This window comes from Nonomuraea glycinis (assembly GCF_035920485.1).
GTDB classification, from domain to species: domain Bacteria; phylum Actinomycetota; class Actinomycetes; order Streptosporangiales; family Streptosporangiaceae; genus Nonomuraea; species Nonomuraea glycinis.
The window spans coordinates 9,367,497-9,390,826 of the sequence record NZ_CP109166.1; the positions used below are offsets into that span (position 1 = coordinate 9,367,497).

General features: G+C 72.7%; 19 protein-coding genes. 4 read left to right on the forward strand and 15 right to left on the reverse strand.

Annotated features, from left to right (window positions below; genetic code table 11):
* Positions 1-5: 5 nt before the first annotated feature.
* From OHA68_RS44150 to OHA68_RS44170, 5 genes are all read right to left on the reverse strand, one after another.
* A complete protein-coding gene (locus OHA68_RS44150; protein WP_327105576.1) occupies positions 6-2,123 on the reverse strand; it encodes an ABC transporter ATP-binding protein in 2,118 nt (705 codons plus the stop codon).
* Positions 2,120-3,034: an ABC transporter permease gene (locus tag OHA68_RS44155; RefSeq protein WP_327105577.1), complete on the reverse strand. Its 915-nt coding sequence runs from the start codon at positions 3,032-3,034 to the stop codon at positions 2,120-2,122. The genes OHA68_RS44150 and OHA68_RS44155 overlap by 4 nt, the downstream gene beginning before the upstream one ends.
* A complete protein-coding gene (locus OHA68_RS44160; protein ID WP_327105578.1) occupies positions 3,031-4,050 on the reverse strand; it encodes an ABC transporter permease in 1,020 nt (339 codons plus the stop codon). Before OHA68_RS44160 ends, OHA68_RS44155 begins: the two co-directional genes overlap by 4 nt.
* A gap of 88 nt (positions 4,051-4,138) precedes the next feature.
* The gene (locus OHA68_RS44165; RefSeq protein WP_327105579.1) at positions 4,139-6,481 is read right to left on the reverse strand and encodes an AAA family ATPase; all 2,343 of its coding nucleotides are present in this window, start codon (positions 6,479-6,481) and stop codon (positions 4,139-4,141) included.
* Between the two features lie 180 nt (positions 6,482-6,661).
* Entirely contained in the window at positions 6,662-8,452 is a 1,791-nt protein-coding gene (locus OHA68_RS44170; RefSeq protein ID WP_327105580.1) for a hypothetical protein, read from the reverse strand.
* A 184-nt stretch (positions 8,453-8,636) separates the two neighbouring features.
* Here OHA68_RS44170 and OHA68_RS44175 point away from each other — a divergent pair, with 184 nt between their 5' ends.
* Positions 8,637-10,175: an MFS transporter gene (locus OHA68_RS44175; protein ID WP_327105581.1), complete on the forward strand. Its 1,539-nt coding sequence runs from the start codon at positions 8,637-8,639 to the stop codon at positions 10,173-10,175.
* A gap of 26 nt (positions 10,176-10,201) precedes the next feature.
* Positions 10,202-10,924 (forward strand): DoxX family protein, encoded by a 723-nt coding sequence (locus OHA68_RS44180; RefSeq protein WP_327105582.1) that lies wholly within the window; start codon positions 10,202-10,204, stop codon positions 10,922-10,924.
* A gap of 2 nt (positions 10,925-10,926) precedes the next feature.
* On the opposite strand, the gene sthA is transcribed toward OHA68_RS44180, so the two are convergent.
* The 10 genes from sthA to OHA68_RS44230 form a co-directional block, all read right to left on the reverse strand.
* Entirely contained in the window at positions 10,927-12,333 is a 1,407-nt protein-coding gene (gene sthA / locus OHA68_RS44185; protein WP_327105583.1) for a Si-specific NAD(P)(+) transhydrogenase, read from the reverse strand.
* Positions 12,334-12,359: 26 nt separating this feature from the next.
* Entirely contained in the window at positions 12,360-15,050 is a 2,691-nt protein-coding gene (locus OHA68_RS44190) for a fumarate reductase/succinate dehydrogenase flavoprotein subunit (protein ID WP_327105584.1), read from the reverse strand.
* On the reverse strand, positions 15,051-15,806 hold the full coding sequence (locus tag OHA68_RS44195; protein ID WP_189140970.1) for an ABC transporter ATP-binding protein: 756 nt from the start codon (positions 15,804-15,806) through the stop codon (positions 15,051-15,053).
* A complete protein-coding gene (locus tag OHA68_RS44200) occupies positions 15,803-16,588 on the reverse strand; it encodes an ABC transporter permease (protein ID WP_189140971.1) in 786 nt (261 codons plus the stop codon). Before OHA68_RS44200 ends, OHA68_RS44195 begins: the two co-directional genes overlap by 4 nt.
* Entirely contained in the window at positions 16,588-17,994 is a 1,407-nt protein-coding gene (locus tag OHA68_RS44205; protein ID WP_327105585.1) for an ABC transporter substrate-binding protein, read from the reverse strand. Before OHA68_RS44205 ends, OHA68_RS44200 begins: the two co-directional genes overlap by 1 nt.
* Before the next feature lie 11 nt (positions 17,995-18,005).
* Positions 18,006-18,233: a 4Fe-4S dicluster domain-containing protein gene (locus tag OHA68_RS44210; protein WP_189140973.1), complete on the reverse strand. Its 228-nt coding sequence runs from the start codon at positions 18,231-18,233 to the stop codon at positions 18,006-18,008.
* Between the two features lie 2 nt (positions 18,234-18,235).
* Positions 18,236-18,976: a GntR family transcriptional regulator gene (locus OHA68_RS44215; RefSeq protein ID WP_189140974.1), complete on the reverse strand. Its 741-nt coding sequence runs from the start codon at positions 18,974-18,976 to the stop codon at positions 18,236-18,238.
* 353 nt (positions 18,977-19,329) lie between these two features.
* The gene (locus tag OHA68_RS44220; protein WP_327105586.1) at positions 19,330-20,670 is read right to left on the reverse strand and encodes a lanthionine synthetase LanC family protein; all 1,341 of its coding nucleotides are present in this window, start codon (positions 20,668-20,670) and stop codon (positions 19,330-19,332) included.
* Between the two features lie 44 nt (positions 20,671-20,714).
* Positions 20,715-20,966 carry a hypothetical protein gene (locus OHA68_RS44225; RefSeq protein ID WP_327105587.1) on the reverse strand — a complete coding sequence of 84 codons (252 nt, stop codon included), beginning with the start codon at positions 20,964-20,966 and terminating at the stop codon, positions 20,715-20,717.
* 51 nt (positions 20,967-21,017) lie between these two features.
* On the reverse strand, positions 21,018-22,151 hold the full coding sequence (locus OHA68_RS44230) for an MFS transporter (RefSeq protein WP_327105588.1): 1,134 nt from the start codon (positions 22,149-22,151) through the stop codon (positions 21,018-21,020).
* Between the two features lie 74 nt (positions 22,152-22,225).
* Here OHA68_RS44230 and OHA68_RS44235 point away from each other — a divergent pair, with 74 nt between their 5' ends.
* Together OHA68_RS44235 and OHA68_RS44240 are read left to right on the forward strand one after the other, a co-directional pair.
* A complete protein-coding gene (locus OHA68_RS44235) occupies positions 22,226-22,675 on the forward strand; it encodes a hypothetical protein (RefSeq protein WP_327105589.1) in 450 nt (149 codons plus the stop codon).
* Between the two features lie 79 nt (positions 22,676-22,754).
* Positions 22,755-23,201 (forward strand): carboxymuconolactone decarboxylase family protein, encoded by a 447-nt coding sequence (locus OHA68_RS44240; protein ID WP_327105590.1) that lies wholly within the window; start codon positions 22,755-22,757, stop codon positions 23,199-23,201.
* Positions 23,202-23,330 lie beyond the last annotated feature (129 nt).

The window sequence follows — 23,330 nt, forward strand, 5'->3', positions numbered from 1 at the left end:
AAGGACTAGACGACTGCGAGCTTCTCGGCGTAGTGGCAGGCCGCGCCCTGGTCCTCGCCAAGGGTGCGGATCTCGGGCTCGGTGTCCACGCACAGGCTCCGCTCCGCGCCGGTCAGCACCCCGGCGAACTTCGGGCACCGGGTGCGGAAGCGGCAGCCCGACGGCGGGTCGGCCGGGTCGGGCAGGTCGCCGTCGAGCAGGGTCCGCTCGCGGGCCCGCTCGCGGACCGGGTCGGGCAGCGGGATCGCCGACAGCAGCGCCTGCGTGTACGGGTGGGCGGGCGTCCCGTAGACGGCCTCGACCCGGCCGATCTCGGCGATCCTGCCGAGGTACATCACGGCGACCCGGTCGGCGAGGTAGCGCACCACGGCCAGGTCGTGCGCGACGAACAGGTAGGACAGGCCCAGCCTCGTCCGCAGCGAGTCGAGCAGGTTGATCACGCCCGCCCGGATGGACACGTCGAGCGCGGAGACGGGCTCGTCCAGCACCAGCAGCCTGGGCTCCAGCGCCAGCGCGCGGGCGATGCCGATCCGCTGCCGCTGGCCGCCGGAGAAGTCCTGCGGGTAGCGGGCGGCGTGCGAGGGGTCCAGGCCGACCAGGTCGAGCAGCTCGGCCACCCGTGCTCCCGGCGCCCGCCCGCGGTGGGCGCGCGGGTGGGTGCGCAGCGGCTCGGCCAGGATGTCGTAGATCGTCATGCGGGGGTCGAGGGCGGCCAGCGGGTCCTGGAAGACCACCTGCATGTCGCGCCGGATCGCGGCGCGCTGCTCTCGGGTGAGCCGGGCGGTGTCCCTGCCGAGCACCACGACCCGCCCCTCCTGCGGCTCGGCCAGCTCCAGGATCTGCGTCAGCGCCGTGGTCTTGCCGGATCCGGACTCGCCGACCAGGCCCAGGGTCTCGCCCTCGCGGATGTCGAAGCTGACGCCCGCCACCGCGTGCACGGTGCCGACCCGGCGCTTGAAGATCGCGCCCTTCCGCACCGGATAGTGCTTGACCAGCCCGTCGACCTCCAGCACCCGCCGCGCCCCGCGCACCACCGGCCACCCCGGCCCGTCCCCGCCACCGCCGCCCGCCGAAGGCCGCACCGCGCCGTCGTCGTGCGCCCACGGCCGCACCGCACCGTCCCCGGCCGACCACGGCCGCACCGCACCGTCCCCGGCCGACCACGGCCGCACCTCGTCCCAGCGGATGCAGGCCGCCTGGTGTCCCGCCCCGACCTCGAACAGCGGTGGTTCCCGGTCCTCGCACGCCTCGATCCGCATCGGGCAGCGCGGCGCGAACGGGCAGCCGGGCGGGCGCGCGGCGGGCGCGGGCGGGTGGCCGTCGATCGGCACCAGCGCCCGCCGCCCGCCGGCGTCGACGCGCGGCACCGAGCCGAGCAACCCCACGGTGTACGGCATGCGCGTGCGGTAGTAGACGTCGTCCACGTCCCCCACCTCGACCGGGCGGCCCGCGTACATCACGAGCACGCGGTCGGCGAAGCCGGCCACCACCCCGAGGTCGTGCGTGATCATGACGATGGCCGCGCCCGTCGCGCGCTGCGCCGTCTTGAGGACCTCCAGCACCTGCGCCTGGACGGTGACGTCGAGCGCGGTGGTGGGCTCGTCGCAGATGATGACGTCCGGGTCGTTGGCGATGGCCATCGCGATCACCACGCGCTGCCGCATGCCGCCGGAGAACTCGTGCGGGAAGGCCAGCGCCCTGCCGCGCGGGTCCGGGATGCCGACCAGGTCGAGCAGGTCGACGGCCTTGGCCAGGGCCTGCTCCCTGCTGACCTTCTGGTGCACGCGCACGGCCTCGGCGATCTGGTCGCCGACCCGGTAGACGGGGGTGAGCGCGGACAGCGGGTCCTGGAACACCATCGAGACGGTCCTGCCGCGAAAGGCCCGCAGCTCCCGCTCGGGGGCGCCGAGCAGCTGCCTGCCGTGCAGCCGGACCGAGCCGGAGGCCCTGGCCCCCGGCGGCAGCAGCCCCATGACGGCGGCGGCGGCCACGGACTTGCCGGAGCCGGACTCGCCGACGATGCCGAGCACTTCGCCGGGCCGCACGGTGTAGCTCAGCCCGCGTACGGCGTGCACGTCGCCGAAGGAGACCTCCAGACGCTCGACCTCCAGGACCGGGCTCATCGGGACCTCCTGGCGGTGGGGTCGAACGCGTCGCGCAGCGCGTCGCCGACGAGGTTGACCGCGAGCACGGTGATCACCAGCAGCCCGGCGGCGAACCAGAACGTCCACGGCGCGTAGACGGCGGTCCTGGAACCGTCGGCGATGAGCGTGCCGAGCGAGACGTCGGGCGGCTGGATGCCGAAGCCGAAGTAGGACAGGGAGGTCTCGGTGAGGATGGCGGCGCTGACGTTCAGGGTGGCGTCGACGATCAGCAGCGACGACAGGTTGGGCAGCACATGGGAAAAGATGATCTTCATGGGTGGGACGCCCATATAGCGGGCCGCCTGGATGAACTCCCGCTGCTTCAGCGAGATCGTCATCCCCCGGGTGATCTTCGAGGTGACCATCCACAGGAACAGCGCCAGCATGAGCACGAACAGCGGCCACTGCCCGGCGCCGAACAGCGGCGACATGATCGCCAGGATGAGGAAGGCGGGCAGCACCAGCAGCAGGTCGGTGAGCCGGCTCAGCACCCGGTCGGTCCAGCCGAGGAAGTAGCCGGCGAAGGCGCCCACCAGGGCGGCCAGCGCGGTGGACACCAGCGCCGCGAGCAGGCCGACGAGCAGCGAGCGCCGCATGCCGCGCAGCGTCATCGCGTAGACGTCGGCGCCCGTCTGCGAGGTGCCGAACCAGTGGGCGGCCGACGGCGGGCGCAGGAACGCCAGGAAGTCCTTGTCGGTGTAGGTCCACGGGCTGAACAGCGGCCCGGCGCACGCGAGCGCGACCAGCACGGCGAGCACCGCGAACCCGAGCCGTCCCTGCCGGGAGGCGAAGAACCGGCCGGTCACCACCCTGAGCCTGGACGGCGGGGCGGCCCGAGCCGGGCCGGGTCCGGTGCGCTCCTCGGCGAGCTCTTCCTCCGACAGCGTCATCCGGCGCCCCGCACCCGGGCATCGAGCACCCGGGGATCCAGCACCCGGGGATCCAGCAGGGCGTGCAGCGCGTCGGCGGCGAACGAGGCGCAGAGCACCGCGATCGCGGCGAGGCAGGCGATCGCGGCCACGGTGTTGACGTCGTTGGTGAAGATCGAGCTGATCAGGCGCTCACCCAGCCCGTGCCAGCCGAAGATCTTCTCGGTGAAGGTGGCGCCGGTGAGCAGCGCGCCGGTGGTGAAGGCGAAGTAGGTCACCACGGGGATCAGCGCCGTGCGCAGCCCGTGCCGGATGAGCGCCCGGCGCCTGCTCAGCCCCTTGGCCATGGCGGTGCGGATGAAGTCGGCGCCGAGCACGTCGAGCATCATGTTGCGCTGGTAGCGGCTGAAGACCGCGATCAGCCCGAGCGACAGGGTGATCGTCGGCAGCGCGAGATGCCGCAGCCGGTCCAGCAGCGAGCCCCAGAACCCGGCGTCGAGCCCCGCGGTGTACTCACCGCCGACCAGGAGCACCCGGTGGCCGAAGATTTGGTCGTTGGCCCAGGTCCCGGCCAGGATCGCCCCGTTGGCCAGCACCACCACGGGCACGGCGAGCAGCACGAAGGCCGCGGCCGTCGACAGCCGGTCGAACCAGCCGTACTGCCTGACCGCGGCGTACGCGCCGCAGAGCACGCCGAGCACGCTCCCGCAGACCAGCCCGAGCAGGACCAGCCGGAGGGTGACGCCGGCCCGCCGGGCGAGGTCCTCGCCGACCGGCGTGCCGGTCACGCTCCTGCCGAAGTCGCCGTGCAGCACCCCGCCCGCCCAGGTGAGGTAGCGCCGCAGCAGAGGGGTGCGGTCGTTGAGGTTGAGCTCGGTGAGCCGGGCGTCGACGACGGCGGGCGGCGGCTTCGGGGTGCGGTCGGCGTAGTTGGCGCGCGGGTCGAGCGCGCCGGCCGCCAGCAGGTAGGCGAGGCTGGCGGCCACGGCCACCAGCAGCACGGAGCCGAGCAGCCTGCGGGCCAGGAACCCCGCCATCGTCCCCCCTCACGCGCGCACTCTGTGTCGCCATATTGCTACACCACGTGAGCGTGCGGGCGCACGCATGTGCCAAGGAGGGGTCTGCTCAGCGTCCGGAAAGTTCGTCCACGGCGGTGCGGACGTCGTCGCTGGTGATGGTGGTCAGCTCGGCGGAGCTGGTGGACTCGCCGGTCGAGGCCAGCGCGGCCAGGCGCACGTCGCGGCGCATGGCCGCGCGCTCGAACAGCGACCTGGCGAACCTGCCGTTGCCGAGGCCGTCGATCAGCCGCTCGTCGCACACCCAGGCGAAGACCTCGTCGAGATCGTTGAGCGCGTCGTCGTCGAAACGGTCGCCGGCCTCCTCCGCCAGCAGCACGGCGATCTCCGACAGCTCGGCCGGCGAGTAGCTGGGGAACGTCACCCGCTGGCTGAACCGGCTGGCCAGGCCGGGGTTGGTGGCGAGGAAGGCGTCCATCTCGCGCTGGTAGCCGGCCAGCACGATGACCAGCCGGTCGCGGTCGTCCTCGGCCCGCTTGAGCAGCGTCTGCACGGCCTCCGCGCCGAACGCGTCGCCGCCGGAGTAGCCGGGGTTGACCAGGCTGTACGCCTCGTCGATGAACAGCACGCCGCCCAGCGCCCGGTCCACCAGCTCGTTGGTCTTGATCGCGGTCGCGCCGAGGTGCTGGCCGACCAGGTCGGCCCGGTGCGCCTCCACCACGTCGGGCCTGGCCAGCAGGCCGAGCGCGGCGAAGACGCGGCCGACGACCCTGGCGACGGTGGTCTTGCCGGTGCCGGGCGGGCCGACGAACACGAAGTGGCGGGTCTGCGCGGGCGTGGGCAGCCCGCGCTCCTGCCGCATCCGGGCCACCTGGAGCTGCGCGGCGATGGCGTGCACCTGCCGCTTGACCGGCGCGAGCCCGGCCATCCTGTCGAGGTCGGCCAGCGCCTCCTCCAGCGTGGGCGTGGCCACGTAGCCGCGGAAGCGGGCGGTCAGCTCGTCGAACGCCTTGGTCACGTCGGCGGTCGTGGTCGTCACCAGGTCCTCGGTGGTCGGCGTGCCGCCCGCGCCCACCACCCGCACGTCCCGGGCCTGGGCGGCCGCCTCGACGAGGCTGCGCGCGAACCGGGCGTTGCCGAGCTCGTCGACGAGCTCCCGCCGGTGTACGTCCTCGAACCGGGTGAGCAGCTTGACCTTGGCCTCGGGGCCCATCGCGTCACCGCGGCGGCGCTGGAGCAGCGCGGTGATCTCGGCCAGCTCGTCCGCCGAGTAGGTGGGAAAGCGCACCCTGGTGGCGAACCTGCTGGCCAGGCCGGGGTTGCTGGACAGGAACGAGGTCATCTCCTGCTCGTAGCCGGCCAGGATGATGATCAGCCGGTCGCGGTCGTCCTCGGCCCGCTTGAGCAGCGTCTGCACGGCCTCGGCGCCGAACCGGTCGGGCTGGCCGTCCCCGGAGTTGACCAGACCGTAGGCCTCGTCGATGAACAGCACGCCGCCCAACGCCTTGTCGACCAGCTCGTTGGTCTTGATCGCGGTCGCGCCGAGGAACTCGCCGACCAGGTCGGCCCGCTGGCCCTCGACCACGTAGGGGGTCTCCAGCAGGCCGAACGCGTAGAAGATCTTCGCGAGGGTGCGCGCCACGCTGGTCTTGCCGGTGCCGGGCGGGCCGAGGAAGACGAAGTGCCTGGTGGGCCGGCCCGCGGTGTAGCCGGCCTCGGCGCGCAGCCGGGACGCCTCGATGGAGGCGGCGATCGAGCGGACCTGCTCCTTGACCGGGGCCAGGCCGATCATGCTGTCGAGCTCGGCGAGCGCCTCCTCGACCGAGATCTGGGGCAGCGCCGGCTGCTTGTCGGACTGCGGCTCCGGTCTGCCCTCGCGGGCTCGTACGCGTACCTGCTCCTCGGCGCTCATCTCGGATCTGGCCTTGCGGGCGAGCAGGTAGCGGTAGCCGAGGACGGCGGCGGCGGCGCCGTAGGCGACCCAGACCGCGAGGGTGCCCGGGATGAACGAGAGCGCGGCGGCGAGCGCGCCGGCGGCCACGAGGGCGAGCAGCGCGGACACCCACGGCGTCACCCAGCGGATCAGATGGGCCGCGGCGACGACCGGCACGGTCAGCAGGACCAGCAGGGTCGGGACCATGGAGGGAGGCGGGAAGGCCAGGGTGAAGAGCGGGTGCAGCGCCAGCCAGCCCGCGATGACCAGCGACGTGGCGGCGGCACGCGGGAAATGCAAGGTCAGCGCGACGAAGCAGAGCACGATGACCGTCAGGACGAACGTCGTGTCCAGCCGTCCGCCGAGCGCCGCGGTCACGCCCAGCGCGGCGACCAGGACCACCACGAACAGCACCCGCCGGACCGCCGGTGGAAGCCGGAAGTAACGCTGCCGCACCTGTTCGAACAGATCCCGCATCGCGGCCCGTCCCGCGGTTCGGGTCCTGCTGGACTCCTGCATCACGCCTCCCCGGTCCGCCCCTGGTTATACCGCACCGCACCGTCGATCGGGCGGACCTGACACGCTAGGCGGAGGTCACGAAAGCCGCTACGTGCCGCCCGGGTTCGGTCTGCCAGGCGGCGCGGCCCGGTTGCCGGGCGTGGCGAGGAGGCGCGGAACTCGCAGAGAACAAGATTCTAACTAGCGGCGCTGGTGCCGCCCAGGGAACTCCCCGACCAGCACCCGCTTGGGGGTGACACGCAGGACGTCCGAGCCGGCCAGCGCGACACCCCGCACCTCCACCCAGAACCTGCGCTGCAGCGGGTCGGCGGCGAACACCGCCACCCTCGGGTCGGCCTCGATCGCCTCCCACGCCTGGGCCCCGGCGATCACCTTGAGCTCGCCCGAGGCGGTGATCGTGGCCACCGCGCCCGCCACCCCCGGCCCCAGGACGTCGCCGTAGGCCAGCACGACGGTCCTGGCATAGCCGAACGCCTGGCGCACCTGGGCGGTCAGCACGACGGTCGGCTCGGCTCCCATGGGCAGCTCGCACATGATCAGCGAGGCGCGCCACGGTCCTGGCACCCCTTTCCACCAGGACCGCGCGGCCCGCAGCGCGAACACCACCACCACCGCGCCGAGCGCGCCGAACCCCAGCCGCCAACCCCAGACCAGCCCGAACCCGCCCCCGGCCGCGCACCCCACCGCCGCCGCCCCCACCAGCCCGGCCGCGACCGCGAGCCACCGATCGCGGCCGTACCGGCTCGCCCGCCAGGCGCGCAGCATCGGGTACGGCACCGCCAGCGTCGCGACGGCGGCCAGCGGCTCCACCACGAGAGCCGCACAGGCCAACGGCACCAGCACCGACCAAGTACGCCCGAGCAGGACCCACAGGGTCACCCCCGCGTTCCGCGAAGCCGCACGTTCCCCCGCGCCCTCGTCCGGCCGGGGTTCGTGGGCGGCCTGGCGGAAGTGGGTCAAGGCTCGTAGGGGGTGGCCGCGCCAGGTTTCCGCCAGGGAGCGGACGGCGGCCAGCACCGGCCAGCCGAGCACCGCGAGACCGCCCAGCCCGGCCCAGAGCAGGCCCACCCACGGCAGGCCGCCGCTGCGCAGGCCGGGCACCACGGCGATCCCGGCCGGCGCCGAACCGAGCGCCAGCCAGCCGGCGAACGCGGCGACCGCGACGATCCCGCCCGCGACCGCCGCCCCGAACCACGGGTCGCGCACCAGCATGGCCGGCACATAGGCCCACGCCCGGACCCGGCGGGCCTGCCGTACCGTGAGCCCGGCCATGAGGGCGAGCACGGCCAGGCCGCCCAGCACGGCCTGCGGCCCCCGGTCGAAGGCGAGGGCGGCCACCGCGACGGCGGCGGTCGCGACGGCGACCAGCAGGCGGGTCTGGCGCGACCACACCTCCAGGGCCCTCCTGGCCTGGCCGGTGCCGCGCGGGTCGATCGGCCAGGCCGGATCGTGGTGGGTCCTGGACCGCTCCCAGCGCAGCAGGGTCAGGCCGAGGTTGACGCGGGCCTGGGCGTGCCGGGGGTCCAGGCGCAGCGCCTCGCGGTAGGCGCGGGCCGCCTCGGCGTGCTCGGCGCGGAGCAGGTCGAGGTCCGCGACCAGGACGTGCGTGTCCGGCTCTTCCGGGGCGAACCTGGCGGCGAGCGCGGCCTGCTCGGCGGCCTCGTCCCAGCGGCCGGGGACGTGGCGCAGCACGGCGGCCAGGCGCAGGCGGGCCGCCCACGAGCCGGGCGCGAGCAGCACCGCCCGTTCGGCGGCGTCGACGGCTTCCGGGAGCCGCCCGATCCGCTCCTGCGCGAGGCTGACCAGGCGATAGGCCCATTCGCTCGCGGGATCGAGGTGGGCGGCGGCGCCGGCGGCGGCCAGGGCGCTGTCGGGGCGACCGGCGGATAACATGGTGACGGCTCGGGCGCACCAGTCACGTGGTGACCGGTCGGACGTGTCGCTCATTTCGTCCGCGCCGTCGGTCCCCACGAGAGCCATGATCGGTCGGCTGATGGATGCTGAATAGATCCCGACATATGGCTGTATCTCTCTAGAGAGGTATCGACCGGCCCCGGATGATTCGATACCGCTACACCCATGGTGTGACATGGCCTAAGCTGCCACGCAAGTTCATGTGGGCCTGCTGTGGACTGATCGGCCTGCAAGGAGGTCCATGACCGTCACACAGGCCGCTCCCTTCGCACGGCGCCCCGACCCCGAGCCGCGGCACAACCGCTGGGCCATCCTGGCCCTGCTCAGCTTGAGCCTGCTGCTCATCACGGTCGACGCCACTGTGCTGCACATAGCGGTCCCCGCGCTCACCGCCGCCCTGGAGCCGTCGGCGGTCCAGTTGCTGTGGATCGTGGACGTCTACTCGCTGGTCGTGGCGCCGCTGCTGATCATGTTCGGCACGCTCGGCGACCGCTACGGGCGCAAACGGCTGGTCCTCGCGGGGTTCGTCCTGTTCGGCGTCGCCTCGGCGGCGGCCGCCGCCTCGACCACCCCCCTGGCCCTGATCCTGTCCAGGGCGCTGCTCGGCGTGGGCGGCGCGATGATCATGCCGGCCACGTTGTCGATGATCCGGCAGGTGTTCACCGACCGTCGCGAGCGGGCCATCGCCCTGGGCGTCTGGAGCGGGGTCGCCGCCGCGGGGGCCGCGCTCGGGCCGCTCGTCGGCGGCCTGCTCGTCGGCTGGTGGTGGGGCGCCGTCTTCCTGATCAACGTGCCGATCCTGCTCGTGCTGCTGCCCGCCGCCGTGCGCCTGCTGCCGAACTCGCGCGAGCGGAGCGATCGGCCGTGGGACGGGCTGAGCGCCGTCCTGTCCGTGCTCGGCATCCTGGCCCTCGCCTTCGGGCTCAAGGAGGCGGGCTCGGGCAGCCTGATGCCCCTGGGCGCCTCCGTCGCCGTCTTCGCGGCCGGGGTGGCGCTGCTGGTCTGGTTCGTCAGACGGCAGACGCGGCTGAGCGCACCGCTGCTGGAGGTGGGCCTGTTCCGGCGCCGCGAGTTCTCCACCGGCGTGGCCGGCGTGCTGTTCGGCGTGTTCGCGCTGGTCGGCCTGCAGCTGATGCTGGCGCAGTATCTGCAGCTCGTGCTCGGCGACAGTCCCGTACGCGCCGCGCTCCGGATGCTCCCGCTGGTGCTGTCGGCCATCGCCGGCGGACTGGCCGCGGCGCACCTGCTGCCCAGGATCGGCATGCGGGCCACCATGAGCGGCGGCCTCGGCCTCGTCGCGCTCGCCCTCCTGCCCACGCTGACCTGGGGCGTCGAAGGCCACCCCGTGATGCTCGCGTGCTGCTTCGTGGGCATCGGCTTCGGCGTCCAGGTCTCCCTGCTCGCCGCCTCCGACACGATCATGTCGTCGGCCACCGAGTCCCACGCCGGCGGCGCCGCCGCCATCGAGGAGACGGCCTACGAACTGGGCGCCGGTCTCGGCGTCGCCGTCCTCGGCACGATCACCACGATCGTGTACGCCCCCGCCCTGCGCACGGTGCCGGGGGTGCCGGAGCCGGGCATGGACCTGGCCAGGCAGTCGCTCGCCGGCGCCGCCCATGTGGCGGACCAGGTGGGCGGCGGCCCCGGCAGCGCACTACTCGACGCGGCCCGCTGGGCCTTCGTCAACGCCCTGCACACGACCGTGGTCGTGAGCGCCATCCTGCTCAGCCTGACCGCCCTGGCCGTGGCCACGCTGCTCCGTCGCGATAGAGGTGTGTGATGTCCCGATTAGGGCAGACAACAACCGTGAGAGAGGCCCTCCGTGACATCGCCGCGATCGTCGCCCGTGTAGGCGTCGGCGGCATCTTCTTCGCCAACGGCTGGCGCAAGCTCGAGATCGGCCTGGCGCAGACCGGAGTGCAGTTCCAGGGGCAGGGCGCACCCGCTCCCCGCGCCTGGGCCACGGTCACCATGCTCACCGAGCTGATCGGCGGCGCGCTGCTGATCGCCGGGCTGATGGTGTCGGTGACCGGGCTGATCCTGTTCGCCGAGGCGGTCGCGGTCCTGTGGGTGGCGCCGCCGCTCAATCCCATCACCCTCAACGAGCTGATCCTGCTGGGCGCGGCCTCGCTGCTGCTGGCCGTGGTGGGCGCGGGGCGGGTCTCCGTGGACCACATGGTGGTGATCAGGCGCAGGGAGACGGCGGCGGCCAACGAGTTCGCCGCCGACCATGAGGCCGACGCGGTGATCGCGTCCTTACGCGACCCGGCGAAACCTCCTGCCGACCCCGTGGCGAAGAGCTCCGATGTGAAGGGCTCCGGGCCCGCCGCCAGGAAGGACGCCGCCAAGAAGGAGGAGCCCGGCAAGGCGGCCGCGTCCGACGTCTCGCTGGAGGACACCGCACCGCACGCCAGGCCGCGCCGTACCGAATCCGCTCCTTCCGACGAGCCCGCGCCGGGCGACACGCTGGTGGCGGGGCGCAAGAAGCCGCCGGCCCGGGGGCGGCGCACCACCACCGGCGGCGACTGAGCTCACAGTTCGGCGGTCAGCCGGGCGATCACCCGCATCTTGTTGGTCGCGTCCAGCGCCGCCACCTTGTACGACTCCGCCAGGGTCGGATAGTTGAACACGGCGTTGACCAGGTAGTCGACCGTCGCGCCGCAGCCCATGACCGTCTGCCCGATGTGCACCAGCTCGGTGGCCCCGGTGCCGAACACGTGCACGCCGAGCAGCCGCCGGTCCTCGGTGGAGACCAGCAGCTTGAGCATGCCGTACGAGTCGCCGATGATCTGTCCTCTGGCCAGCTCGCGGTAGCGTGAGATGCCGACCTCGAACGGGATCTTGTCCCGGGTGAGCTCGTCCTCGGACTTCCCGACGAAGCTGATCTCCGGGATGGTGTAGATCCCGATCGGCGACTCGTGGTGCAGCTCGCCGGCCGGTTCGCCGCACGCGTGGTGGGCGGCGAGTCTGCCCTGCTCCATCGAGGTGGCGGCGAGCGCCGGGAAGCCGATCACGTCGCCCACCGCGTAGATGTGCGGGACCGAGGTGGCGAAGTTCTCGTCCACCGCGATCCGGCCCCGGTCGTCGGCGGACAGCCCGGCGGCCTCCAGGCAGAGCTCGGTCGTGCGGCCCTGGCGGCCGGCGGAGTACATGACGCAGTCGGCGGGGATGCGCTTGCCGCTCTCCAGCACGGTCAGCGCTCCCCGGGAGCGCCGCTCGACCGCGGCCACGGTCTCGCCGAACCGGAAGGTCACCGCGAGGTCGCGCAGGTGGTACTTCAGCGCCTCCACGATCTCCAGGTCGCAGAAGTCGAGCATCCGCTCACGCCGTTCCACGACGGTGACCTTGGTGCCGAGCGCCGCGAACATGGAGGCGTACTCGATGCCGATGACCCCGGCGCCCACCACGACGAGCGTCTCGGGCACCTTCTCCAGATGCAGGATCGCGTCGGAGTCGATGACGGTCCTGTCGTCGAACTGCACGCTGTCCGGGCGGGCCGGCGAGGTGCCGGTGGCGATCACGATCTTGTCGGCCGTGACCTTCTTCTCCTCCTCGTCGTCGATGACGCCGATGGTGTGCGGGTCCAGGAACCGGCCGGTCCCCTGCAGGAGGGTGACGTGGTTGCGGCCCAGCTGGCTGCGGATGACCTGGATCTCCCGGCCGATCACGTGCTGGGTGCGCATCCCGAGGTCGGCGACCGTGATCTCGTCCTTGACCCGGTAGCTCGCGCCGTACAGCTCGCGCTGGTTGAGCCCGGTCAGATAGAGGACCGCCTCCCGCAGCGTCTTGGACGGGATCGTGCCGGTGTTGATGCACACCCCGCCGATCATGTTGCGTTTCTCGACCACCGCCACCCGTTTGCCGAGCTTCGCCGCGGCGATGGCCGCTTTCTGCCCGCCTGGACCCGTACCTATGACAACCACATCGAAATCGGCCACACCGCCAGTGTGCTGGCTGGGAGCGATCACGAAAAGCCCTGAGCCCCGGTGTTCGCCGTCCGGTCGTCGAGCGCTCTGCGGGCGTAGGCGCGGACGTCGGCGTCCGGGTCCGCCAGGGCGGTGCGCAGCGCGGTGGCCGCGTGCGGGGTCGCCGCCCAGCGGGTGAGCGCGAGCACGACCGCCTTGCGTACGTCGAGGTTGGCGTCGGCGAGCGCGGCGGCGAGCGGTTCCACCGCGGTCTCCCGGTCGGCGGCCGCCAGGCAGCGGGCCGCGCCGACGCGCACCTCCCAGTCGGAGGCCCGCAGCCCGCGCAGCGCCTGCTCCTCCAGCGGGGCGCCGACGGCCCCCGACGCCTCCAGGGCGGCGGCCCGGACCAGCGGGTCGGCGTCGTCGGCCAGCCGCGCCAGCACGGGGGACGGCTTGCCGACGATGCCCAGGCCCTTCGCGGCCCAGACCCGGACCTCCCGGGACGGGTCGGCGGCGGCCGCCGCCACCAGGTCGGACTCGTCGAGTGAGACCAGCCCGCGGATCGCCTCGATGCGCACCCGGCGGTCGGGGTCGTCCATCCCCGTGCCGAAGGTGTGCCGGTCGCCGAGCCGCAGGGCGCGCAGGACGTCCAGGCCGGTGGCCCGGACCAGGGCGTCCGCGCTGGTCAGGCGCTCGGCCAGGGCGGCGCCGAAGGCGGGGGTGGCGGGCAGGACCTCGACCAGCTCCCGCAGCCCGGCGGCGGCGGCGCGGCGTACCGTGCCGTGCTCGTCGGCGAGCGCGGCGACCAGCGCCGCGCCCGCGCCCTCCGGGACGGTCTCGGTGAGGGTGGCGATGGCCGCACGCCGGACCTTGGGGTCGGTGTCGGCGAGGTAGGGGGCGAGCCGGTCCACCGTGGGCTGCCCGTCGGCCAGCTCGTTCAGCTCCAGGATCCGGGGCGAGCGCCCGACCGCGGTCCGCTCGGCGCGGTCGGTGGTGACGCGCCGGACGGCCGTGGCGACCTGGGCGCCGAGGTGCACCGGCTCGCCGCCGGTGGGCGTGAACTCCGGGACGGGCACGAGGTAGGGCTCCACCGGCCGCTTCACGAACTCCATCGCGCCGTCGGCGCGCCTGCGCAGGTTCAGGTGGTAGAGCCACTCGGCGTCGTCCCGGACGGGCAGGTCGGCGCGCTCGTGGTAGAGACCCCACCGGCTCTCGGTACGGGTGAGCGACGCGCGGGCGGCCATCTCGGCGCAGTCGCGGATGAAGTCGACCTCCGCGCAGCGCATGAGCTCGTGCGGGGTGCGCGCGCCCATCGAGGCGATCTCGTCGCGCATCCGCTCGAAGGACTCCAGCGCGATCTCCAGCTTGGCGCCGGTCTTGGGCGGGGCGATGTAGTCGTTGACGAAGCGCCGCAGTTTGTACTCCACCTGCTGCTGCGGCGGCCCGTCCGGGTGGCGCAGCGGCCGGTAGATCAGCTCGTGCGCGGCGGCGATCTGGTCCTCGGGCAGCGCCTCGGCGGCGCGGTTGTGCGCGGCGGCGTGCGTGCCGGCGAGGTCGCCGAACACGAAGGCGCCGATCATGTAGTTGTGCGGCACGCAGGCCAGGTCACCGGCCGCGTACAGGCCGGGCACCGTGGTCGCGCCGTGCTCGTCCACCCACACCCCGGAGGCGGAGTGGCCGCCGCACAGGCCGATCTCGGAGATGTGCATCTCCACGTCGTGGGTGCGGTAGTCGTGGCCGCGCCCGGCGTGGAAGGTGCCGCGGGTGGGCCGCTCGGTGAAGTGCAGGATGTTCTCGACCGCGCTGATGGTCTCCTCGGGCAGGTGGGTGAGCTTGAGGTAGATGGGCCCGCGGGCCGAGTCGATCTCCGCGGCCACCTCCGCCATCATCTGCCCCGACCAGTAGTCGGAGTCGACGAACCGCTCCCCCTTGCTGTTGACCTGGTAGCCGCCGAACGGGTTGGCCACGTACGCGCAGGCCGGGCCGTTGTAGTCCTTGATCAGCGGGTTGATCTGGAAGCACTCGATGCCGCTGAGCTCCGCGCCCGCGTGGTAGGCCATGGCGTAGCCGTCGCCGGCGTTGGTGGGGTTCTCGTAGGTGCCGTAGAGGTAGCCGCTGGCGGGCAGGCCGAGGCGGCCGCACGCGCCGGTGGCCAGGATGACCGCACCGGCCGAGACGGTGACGAACTGCCCGGTCCTGGTGTCGAATCCGGCGATCCCGGTCGCCCGGCCGTCGACGGTGAGCACCCGGACCGGCATGACCCGGTTCTCGATGCGCACCTTCTCCCTGATGTCGCGGCGGCGCAGCACCCGGTAGAGGACCTTCTTGACGTCCTTGCCCTCGGGCATCGGCAGGACGTAGCTGCCCGAGCGGTGCACCCTGCGCACGGCGTACTCGCCGTACTCGTCCTTCTCGAACTTCACGCCGTAGCGTTCGAGGCGCTTGACCATCTCGTGGCCCCGGGTGGCCGTCTGGTAGATCGTCTTCTGGTTGACGATCCCGTCGTTGGCCCGGGTGATCTCGGCGACGTAGTCCTCGGGCGTGGCCTTGCCGGGGATGACGGCGTTGTTGACGCCGTCCATGCCCATGGCCAGCGCGCCGCTGTGCCGTACGTGCGCCTTCTCCAGCAGCAGGACGTCGGCGCCCTGCTCGGCCGCGGTGATCGCGGCCATCGTGCCCGCGGTGCCGCCGCCGACGACGAGCACCTCGCACTCCAGGTGCAGGCGGTCCTCGATCGAGGGGATGTCCATCTAAAGCTCCTCCAGAATCCTGGCGCGCAGTTCGCCCCTGTCGGCGTCGGGGTCACGCGGCCCCGGCACCTCGATCACCGAGCGGATGCCCTGCCGTTCGAGCACCACCACCCGGTCGGCGAGCAGCAGGGCCTCGTCCACGTCATGGGTCACGAAGACCACGGTGGCCCGGGTGTCGCGCAGCACGTCGAGCAGCAGGCGCTGCATCTGGGCGCGGGTCTGGGCGTCGAGCGCGCCGAACGGCTCGTCCATCAGCACGGCGCGGGGCGCGCCGACGAGGGCCCGGGCGAGCTGGACGCGCTGCCGCATGCCGCCGGACAGCTCGCGGGGCAGCTTGTCCTCCGACCCGGCCAGGCCCACCCGGCCGATCCAGGCGTGCGCCGCCGCCGCGCGCTCGCGCCGCGGGATCCTGCGGATGCGCAGCGGCAGCTCGACGTTGCGCCGGACGGTCCGCCACGGCAGCAGCCCGTCGTCCTGGAAGACCATCGCGCGGTCCCCCGACGTGGCCGCGACCTCCGCGCCGCCCGCCAGCACTCTCCCGCTGTACGGCCGGAGCAGCCCGGCCAGTGACCTGAGCAGTGTGGACTTGCCCGACCCCGAGGAGCCGACGATGACCAGCACCTCGCCGGGCACCACCTCCAGCTCGATCTCCCGCAGGACCAGGTCGCGGCTGTAGCCCAGGGACAGCGCCTCCAGGTGGAACCCCAGCCCGGCCTGCGCCTCGGCGGTCGTCGTGCGTTGCGCGAGCGTCGTCATGCGGTGCTCCCTTCCGCGCGGGGCAGCCAGCGGGTGGCCTTGCGCCCGATGAGTTCGATGGCGGCCGAGGTGAGCCAGCCGAGCAGGCCGATGGTGATCATGCCGACGATCACCGCCGGGTAGTCGACGAGGGTGTAGGACTGCCAGGTGCGGTAGCCGACGCCGAACTCGCCGGAGATCATCTCCGCGGAGATCACGCAGATCCACGCCACGCCCATGCCGACGGACAGCCCGCCGAACAGGCCGGGCAGGATGCCGGGCAGCACGACGTTCCAGAGCACGTGGCGACGGCCGCCGCCGAGCGTCTTGACGGCGTCCTCCCACAGGGTGGGCAGGGCCCGCACGGCGTGCCGGGTGCTGACCATGATCGGGAAGAACGCGGCGACGAAGGTGATGAACACGATGCCCTGCTCGTCGGTGGGGAAGAGCAGGATCGCCACCGGGACCAGCGCGATCGCCGGGATCGGGCGCAGCGCTTCGAGCAGCGGCAGCACCACGTCGCGGGTGTGCGGTGAGCGGGCGACGGCGATGCCCACGGCCAGGCCCGCCACCGCGGCCAGGCCGAACCCGGTGAGGATGCGCACCAGGCTCTGCAGCAGGTCCAGGTAGAAGACCGAGGTGGCGAGCCGGCGCGCGGCCTCACCGGCGATCTCGTCGAGCGTCGGCAGCCGGTCGAAGGTCAGCCACAGGCGCGCGTCGGTGACCGTGAGCAGTTGCCACAATCCCGCCGCCGCCAGCAGCGAGGCCACCTTGACCACCCCGCTCCACCGCCGGGCGCCCATCAGGTGTCCCCACCCTGCTCGGCGGCCTTGAGCGCGGCCTCGTAGGTGACGGGCTCTGCCTTCGGGTGCTCCTCGCGGTAGGCGTCGGCGCCGTCCTGCGTGGTGAAGGGCAGGAACCGGGCGTTCGCGGCGGCCTCGGGGTCGCGCAGCCAGACGGAGTCGCCGGCGAACCACTTGGTGCCGGTGGTCGTGTCCGGGATGTACGCGGCCCGTACGGTGTCGCCCGCCTTGGCGATCTGGCGCAGCAGGCAGGTGGGCGTGGCGGCGGGCTGGGTCTCGGTGGCGCCGGTCAGCCAGAGCTCGGAGGCCGTCTTCGGGTCGTCGACCGGCTCGCCGCACACCGGGTCGGTGCCGGTGATCGCGGCCGGGTTCGTCAGCCGGGCCACGTCCGTGTCGTAGGCCGCGCCGTACGCCTTGCGCAGGTAGGAGTCGTTGACGAAGGCCGAGACGTCCACCCCGGGGAAGTCGGTGCCGATCCGCTTGAGGAACGGCACGTCGTGCTCGTGCGCGGCCTTGAGCTGCGGCTTGAGCGTGACGTCGAAGGTGGAGATGCCGCCCCGCCCGTTGTAGAGGTAGACGACCTCGGCCGGCAGGCCGGTGGACTTCGCCACCGACTCGGCGGCCTCCAGAGGGTGCTCGTGCAGGTAACGGGTGGCGTCCAGCTGCGCCTTGAGGAAGGCGTCCACCACCTCGGGGTGCTCCTTGGCGTACGCCTCGCGCTGCACCACGCCGTGGAAGGTGGGCACGTCCAGCGCGGAGCCGTCGTAGATCAGGCGGCCCTTGTCCTGGAAGACCAGCAGGCCCGGCCAGGCCACGAACTGCGCGTAGCCCTGGACGCCGCCGGATTCGAGCTGGGAGGAGCCGACCGCCGGCTGGTGGTTGACGATCTCGGTGTCGGTGGCCGGGTCGAGGCCCGCCTTCTCCAGCGCCTGGACGAGCGTGCCGTGGCCGGCGGAGCCGACGCTGGCGGAGATCTTGGCGCCCTTCAGGTCCTTGAGAGTCTTCGCCTTCGCGCCGGGCGGGACGACGACCATGTTGAGGCCGCCGCGCAGGTTGTAGCCCGTGATGGAGACCAGCTCCGTACGGGCCGCCGGGATGGCCTGGGTGCGGGAGGCGTTGATCAGCAGCGGGTAGTCGCCCATCGAGCCGATGTCGATCTTCCCGGCGACCATCTTGGCGGTGATGGGGGCGCCGGTCTCGAAGTCCTGCCACTCGACGGTGTACTTGTCGCCGAGCCGCTTCTCCAGGTAGCCGAGCGAGCGCAGGAGGGTGCCGGCGGTCACGGTGTTGATGGTCTTGGACTGGTAGCCGACGACGACCGTCGTCTTGCCGGCGCCGCCCGTGGTGCCTGAGACGGAGCAGCCGGCCGCGGCCAGCAGGGCGAGAGCCGCCAGGGCCTTGCGCATGGGGGATTCCTTCATCGCAGCAGAAAGGGGATGTTGATGGTGACGGCGTCGACGGGGCACCTGGCGGCGCACGGGCCGCAGTACCAGCACTCGTCGACGTGCATGTACGCCTTGCCCGTCTCGTCGCTGATCGCGAGCGAGTCGAGCGGGCAGGCCTCGACGCAGAGCGTGCAGCCGTCGATGCAGAGCGCCTCGTCGATGGTGACGGGGACCTCGACCCGCTGCGAGATCAGTGCCATGACTACTCCTCCGGTTCGCGGTTCAGGTGGCCGCGCATGGTCAGCCGGTCGCCTCTGAAGCGGATGAACTCCAGGTCGACCGGCCGGCCGTCGGCCAGGTGGGTGAGCCGCTCGACCATGAGCAGCGCGGCGCCGCGCGGCACGTCGAGCGCGGCTGCGGTGTGGGGATCGGCGTTCACCGCTTCGAGGGTCAGCTCCGCCATGCCGAGCGGCTGGCCGGCGATCCCTTCGAGCAGCACGAAGATGTCGTTGTGCGCCAGGTCCGCGTCGAACAGGGGCTCGCCGACCTCACGGAGCAGGTACGTCAGGTCCAGCGAGAGCGGCAGGCCGTTGAGCAGCCGGAGCCGTTCGAGGTAGATGACGTGTTCGCCGGGGGCCAGGCCGAGCCGGTGGCCGACCGTGGCGGGCGGCTCGATCAGGGTCATCGTCCTGACCTGGTTGGTGACCTCGCCGTGCTCGTGCAGGGTCTCGGCCAGGCCGAGCAGCCGGTGCAGGCCATGCGGATACTTCTCCGCCGCCACCGTGGTGCCCACCCCGGGGCACCGCTCGACGAGTCCCTCCTCGCGCAGCAGGTGCAGCGCCTCGCGCACGGTGTTGCGCGAGGTGGCGAACTCGCGGGCCAGCGCCGCCTCCAGCGGCAACTGGCCGTGCGGGAACTGCCCGAGCACGATCTGCCTGCGCAGCAGATCCGCCACCTGCCGGGCACGATCGGCCCGGCGCCGCCGCGCGACCACCCGTACCATGCTTGCCTCCGCTCTCACCTGCGCTGATGCTCAACCTATCAATCAGGTAGGAATATAGGGATAACGGGGAGATTGCGCCACCCAGGCGGCCACGCGCCAGGCCCGCCAACTGCCGTCCGAGCGTCAGATTGGGCAAGATCCGCCACCTGCGCCCCCGCATGAGCACGGCCCGCGAGACGTCGTCTCGCGGGCCGTGAAGGTGAGCGGGGCCGCTCAGCCCCGGCGCCGGGCTGCGCAGGAGGGGTTGAGGCCGGTCAGTCCTGGCGCCGGGCCATGCAGGGGGTCGGTCAGTCCTGGCGCCGGGCCATGCAGGGGGTCGGTCAGTTCTGGCGCCGGGCCATGCAGGGGGTCGGTCAGTTCTGGCGGCGTAGGGCGGAGGTGGGGACCGGGATGGCGGGGAACGGGTTGTCCGGCAGGAGGATGGCCCGGCGCGCCTGGTCCGGCTGGCCCGCCGCGTCCAGGTGCAGCAGCGCCGCGCCGATGCCGGCCGCACCCACCATGTAGCCGGTGTCGGCGCTCACCTCGCCGGGCCGCAGCCTCCGGTAGGCCTGATACCACCGATAGCCCCGGCCGTCGTGGTCGGTGGCGCGCCCGATCAGGTCCGTGGCGAGCCCGCGCGCGAACTCCAGGTGCGACTCCCGCCCCGTCGCCGCCCACAGCCCGACGAACAGCTCCACCAGCCCCGCCGTGCCACAGCACTGGCAGGCCACGTTCCAGTAGCCCTCGGTCCTGCGGCTGGGGACGCCGCTGCGCGCGATGCCCTGGGCCAGCCGCTCCACCCAGTCCAGATCGCCCGGCTCGCCGCCCACCCGGTGCAGCTCGTAGAACATCCGGGCCACCCCCGCCGAGCCTGAGCAGAACCCCAGATAGTGCAGCTCGCGGGCCTGCGGCACGTGATGCGGCACCACCGCCCACCGGCCCTCCACGTGGCTCACCTCGCGGACGAAGTCGGCGCCGCTGCGCGCCGCCCGCAGGAAGCGCTGGTCACCCGTCACACCGTAGAGCCGGGCCAGCAGGAACGCCGTGCCCGCCGTACCGGCGAGGAAGCCGGGCGTGACCGCGTCCAGCGGCAGGTCGGCGTGGTTGCCGAAGCGATGCCCGGGGACGGGCAGCCGGGCGATGCGCAGGCCCGCCTCGACGGCGGCCTCCTCGTAGGCGGGCTCGCCGAGGCGGGTGGCCGCGCGCAGCAGGCCCAGCACGATGCCGCCGTCGCCCCGCTGGGCCGACTCGCTCGACCAGCCGACGCCGTCGCCGGAGGTGCGCCCGCGCTGGACGATCAGGTCGGCGATGGCCCGGGACTCGCGCTCGAAGACCTCGTCCCCGAGCACCCAGCCGGCCTCCATGAGCGCGACCATCGTGCCGGTCAGCCCGTGATAGAGGGTGAGATCGCCGCCCTGCTCCCGCCAGGTGGCGGCCAGCCGCCGGGCTCCGGCGCGCGCGTCCTCCAGGTAGGCGTCGTGGCCGGTGGCGGCCGCGAGCTCCAGGAAGAACAGCACGATCCCGGCCGCGCCGGAATGCAGCGACCAGGCCTCCGGGGTGACGGCCGAGGTGCCGTGCGGATCAGGGTTGGCCAGCCAGCGCCGGCCGCGCTCATCGTCGACGGCCGCGGCTCGGATCCACCGCCCTGCCAGGATGGCAGCGGTCAGTGGCGAGTCCGCGCGCACGCTCGATGGTCGAATACTGTCCAGGCTCACCACCCTAGTCTCCCACATTTTTGGTAGGAAAGGATGGTTTAACCTCAGGCGGACGCGCCGGCCATGATCCGGTCGACGATACCCCGGGTTCCCTCCTGGCGGGCGCAGTGCGCGCAGCAGTACCAGTGCTCGCCCGACTGGACCCCGTGCCCGATGACCTTGGTGCCGCAGTGCTCGCAGATCGGCGCCATCGCCTGGATCGCGCACTGGAAGGAGTCGAAGGTGTGCACGGACCCCTGCGCGTGCACCTCGAAGGCCATGTCGTAGTCGTTGCCGCAGGTCTCGCAGACAGCCATGATGTTCCCCTCTTTCGTCGCCTCGCGGATGGGCTACCCGGTGGCGGGCCTTCATCTCCTCAACGAACGGCCATATTCAGGCCGTACGAACGCGGCCATCGCCAGCAGCGGGAGGGCGAGCAGGCCCAGACAGGCGAGGGCGGCGGGCAGGCCTAGCCAGGCCGCCAGCGCGGCGACGAGCAGCGGGGAGACCACGAAGCCGGTGTAGGAGATGGCGGACACGCCGGACACGAGCGCTCCGGTGGCGTCGTCGGCGGCGGCCCGGCTGAGCAGAGCGGGCACCAGCGGGCCGAGGGTGAGCCCGGTGAGGGCGAACCCGGCCAGGGCGGCCACCGGCGAGCCGGCGAGGCCCGCCAGGGCGATGCCGCCGCAGCCGCCCACCCCCGCCACCAGATAGAGGGTGCGCGGCGTGAGCAGGGGCAGGGCCTGAGCGATGAGGCGGCCGACGGTGAGCGCGGTCATGTAGGCGGCGGGCGCGGCGCTCGCCAGCAGGACGGAAGCGCCCTGGTGCTCTTCGAGCAGCAGCACCGACCACTGCTCGACGGCGTTCTCGATGGCGAGCACGCCCGCCAGCAGCCCGCCGAGCAGCAGCGCGGCGGTCCACCGGCGCGGCCCGGCGCCCTCGCCCGGCGCGGGCGGCAGGCCGCGGCCCATGGGCAGGAGCGTCAGCGAGACCGCCGCGGCCACGATGAGCACGCCGATCGCCAGCAACACCGCCTGCGTCCCGGCGCCCTGCTCGCGGGCCAGGCCGGTGGCGGGCGCGGCGACGATGACCGCGACGGGGAAGGCGGCGTGCACCGGCTGGAACAGCCTGCGCCCGCTCTCCCGCTCGGCCCGCCCGGTGGCCATGTTGAGCGTGACGTCGAGCGCCCCGCTGGTGGCGCCGACGACCAGCAGCGCCACGGCGAGCTGCGCGGGTGAGGTGACCTGCCCGACGGCCGCGATGCTCAGCGCGAAGACCACCGTGGCGGTGAGCAGCGCGGGACGTTCCCGGCCGGAGGCCAGCCGCCCGGCCAGGGCCATCACCGGGATCGCGCCCACCGGCGTGCCGATCAGCGCCAGCCCGAACTCCGCCGTGGAGGCCCCGAGCTGCTCCTTGACGGCGGGCAGCAGCGCCGACCAGGACCCCCAGAAAACGCCCCAAGCAGCGCAGACGGCGATGAGGGGCACGGCATGAATCTTCACGAACACCCCATAAATCGGTCAGGCCACAGTAAAGTCCATTGTTGTCCTGAACGTCCCCTTATGAAGGGAAGCTCGTGCTTACGAGAACGGTCATCGCGGCCACCCTGGTCGCCGCCGGGATCGCCGCCGTCCCCGCACCCGCCTACGCCGCCTCCGCGGTCGAGTCCCCGGAGAGCATCTGCGGCCCCGGATTCAAGCGGGTCGCCGACGGTCACCGCCCGATGAAGACCCGCCGCGGCGCGGTGTTCGGGCATGTGTACCTCATGTACAACAAGCGCAGCGGCAAGAACTGCGTCGCCGCCATCAAGACGGCCTTCCGGGGAGCCCGTACGACCACCGGCGCCGCGCTCAGCATCCGCCGCGGCGCCAAGTCGGTGGACGTGAACGAGTACCGCTACTACGCCGAGACCGGTCACCTCACCGGGGCGTGGAAGTGCGTGAAGTACGCCGGCTGGACCAAGGACCCGCGCGGCAAGGTGGAGGCGTGGGGCGGCCGCACCTCGTGGGGCAACTGCGCGGGCTGAAAGATTTTCCGCCGAAGCCGTCACAACGAGCAGCCCTGTCCCGTCCTCCTTGAGTAAGCACCACACCAAGGAGATTCCCATGACTCAGCGGCTCAATGTGGCGGCGCTCGCCCCAGAGGCCTACAAATCGTTCGGCGCCGTGGAGGCGTACCTGCACAACTGCGGGGTGCCGCTCGGCACGCTGGAGCTGATGAAGCTGCGCGCCAGCCAGATCAACGGCTGCGCGTTCTGCGTCGACATGCACAGCCGTGACCTGAAGAAGGCCGGCGAGAGCGACGAGCGGCTCTGGTCGGTGGCGGCCTGGCGGGAGGCCACCGTCTACACCCCGGCGGAGCGGGCCGCGCTGGCGCTCACCGAGGAGGCGACCAGGATGGCCGACCGCGCGGCCGTGCCCGACGCGGTATGGCAGGAGGCGGCCGAGCACTATAGCGAGCAGCAGCTCGCGTCGCTGGTGGTCGCGATCGCGATGATCAACGCGTGGAACCGGATCGCGGTCACGACCAGGATCGCTCCCGGCACCGTGTGACGGACAGCGGGCGGCCCCGGCTCCGGCCCCGGCGCCGCCCGCACTCCCGCCCGCCCGCCCGCCGACACTGTACGAAGACGTACAAATGCGTTGAGCGTCCGCGTGCCGCCGGTTAGGTTGTCGCCCAGG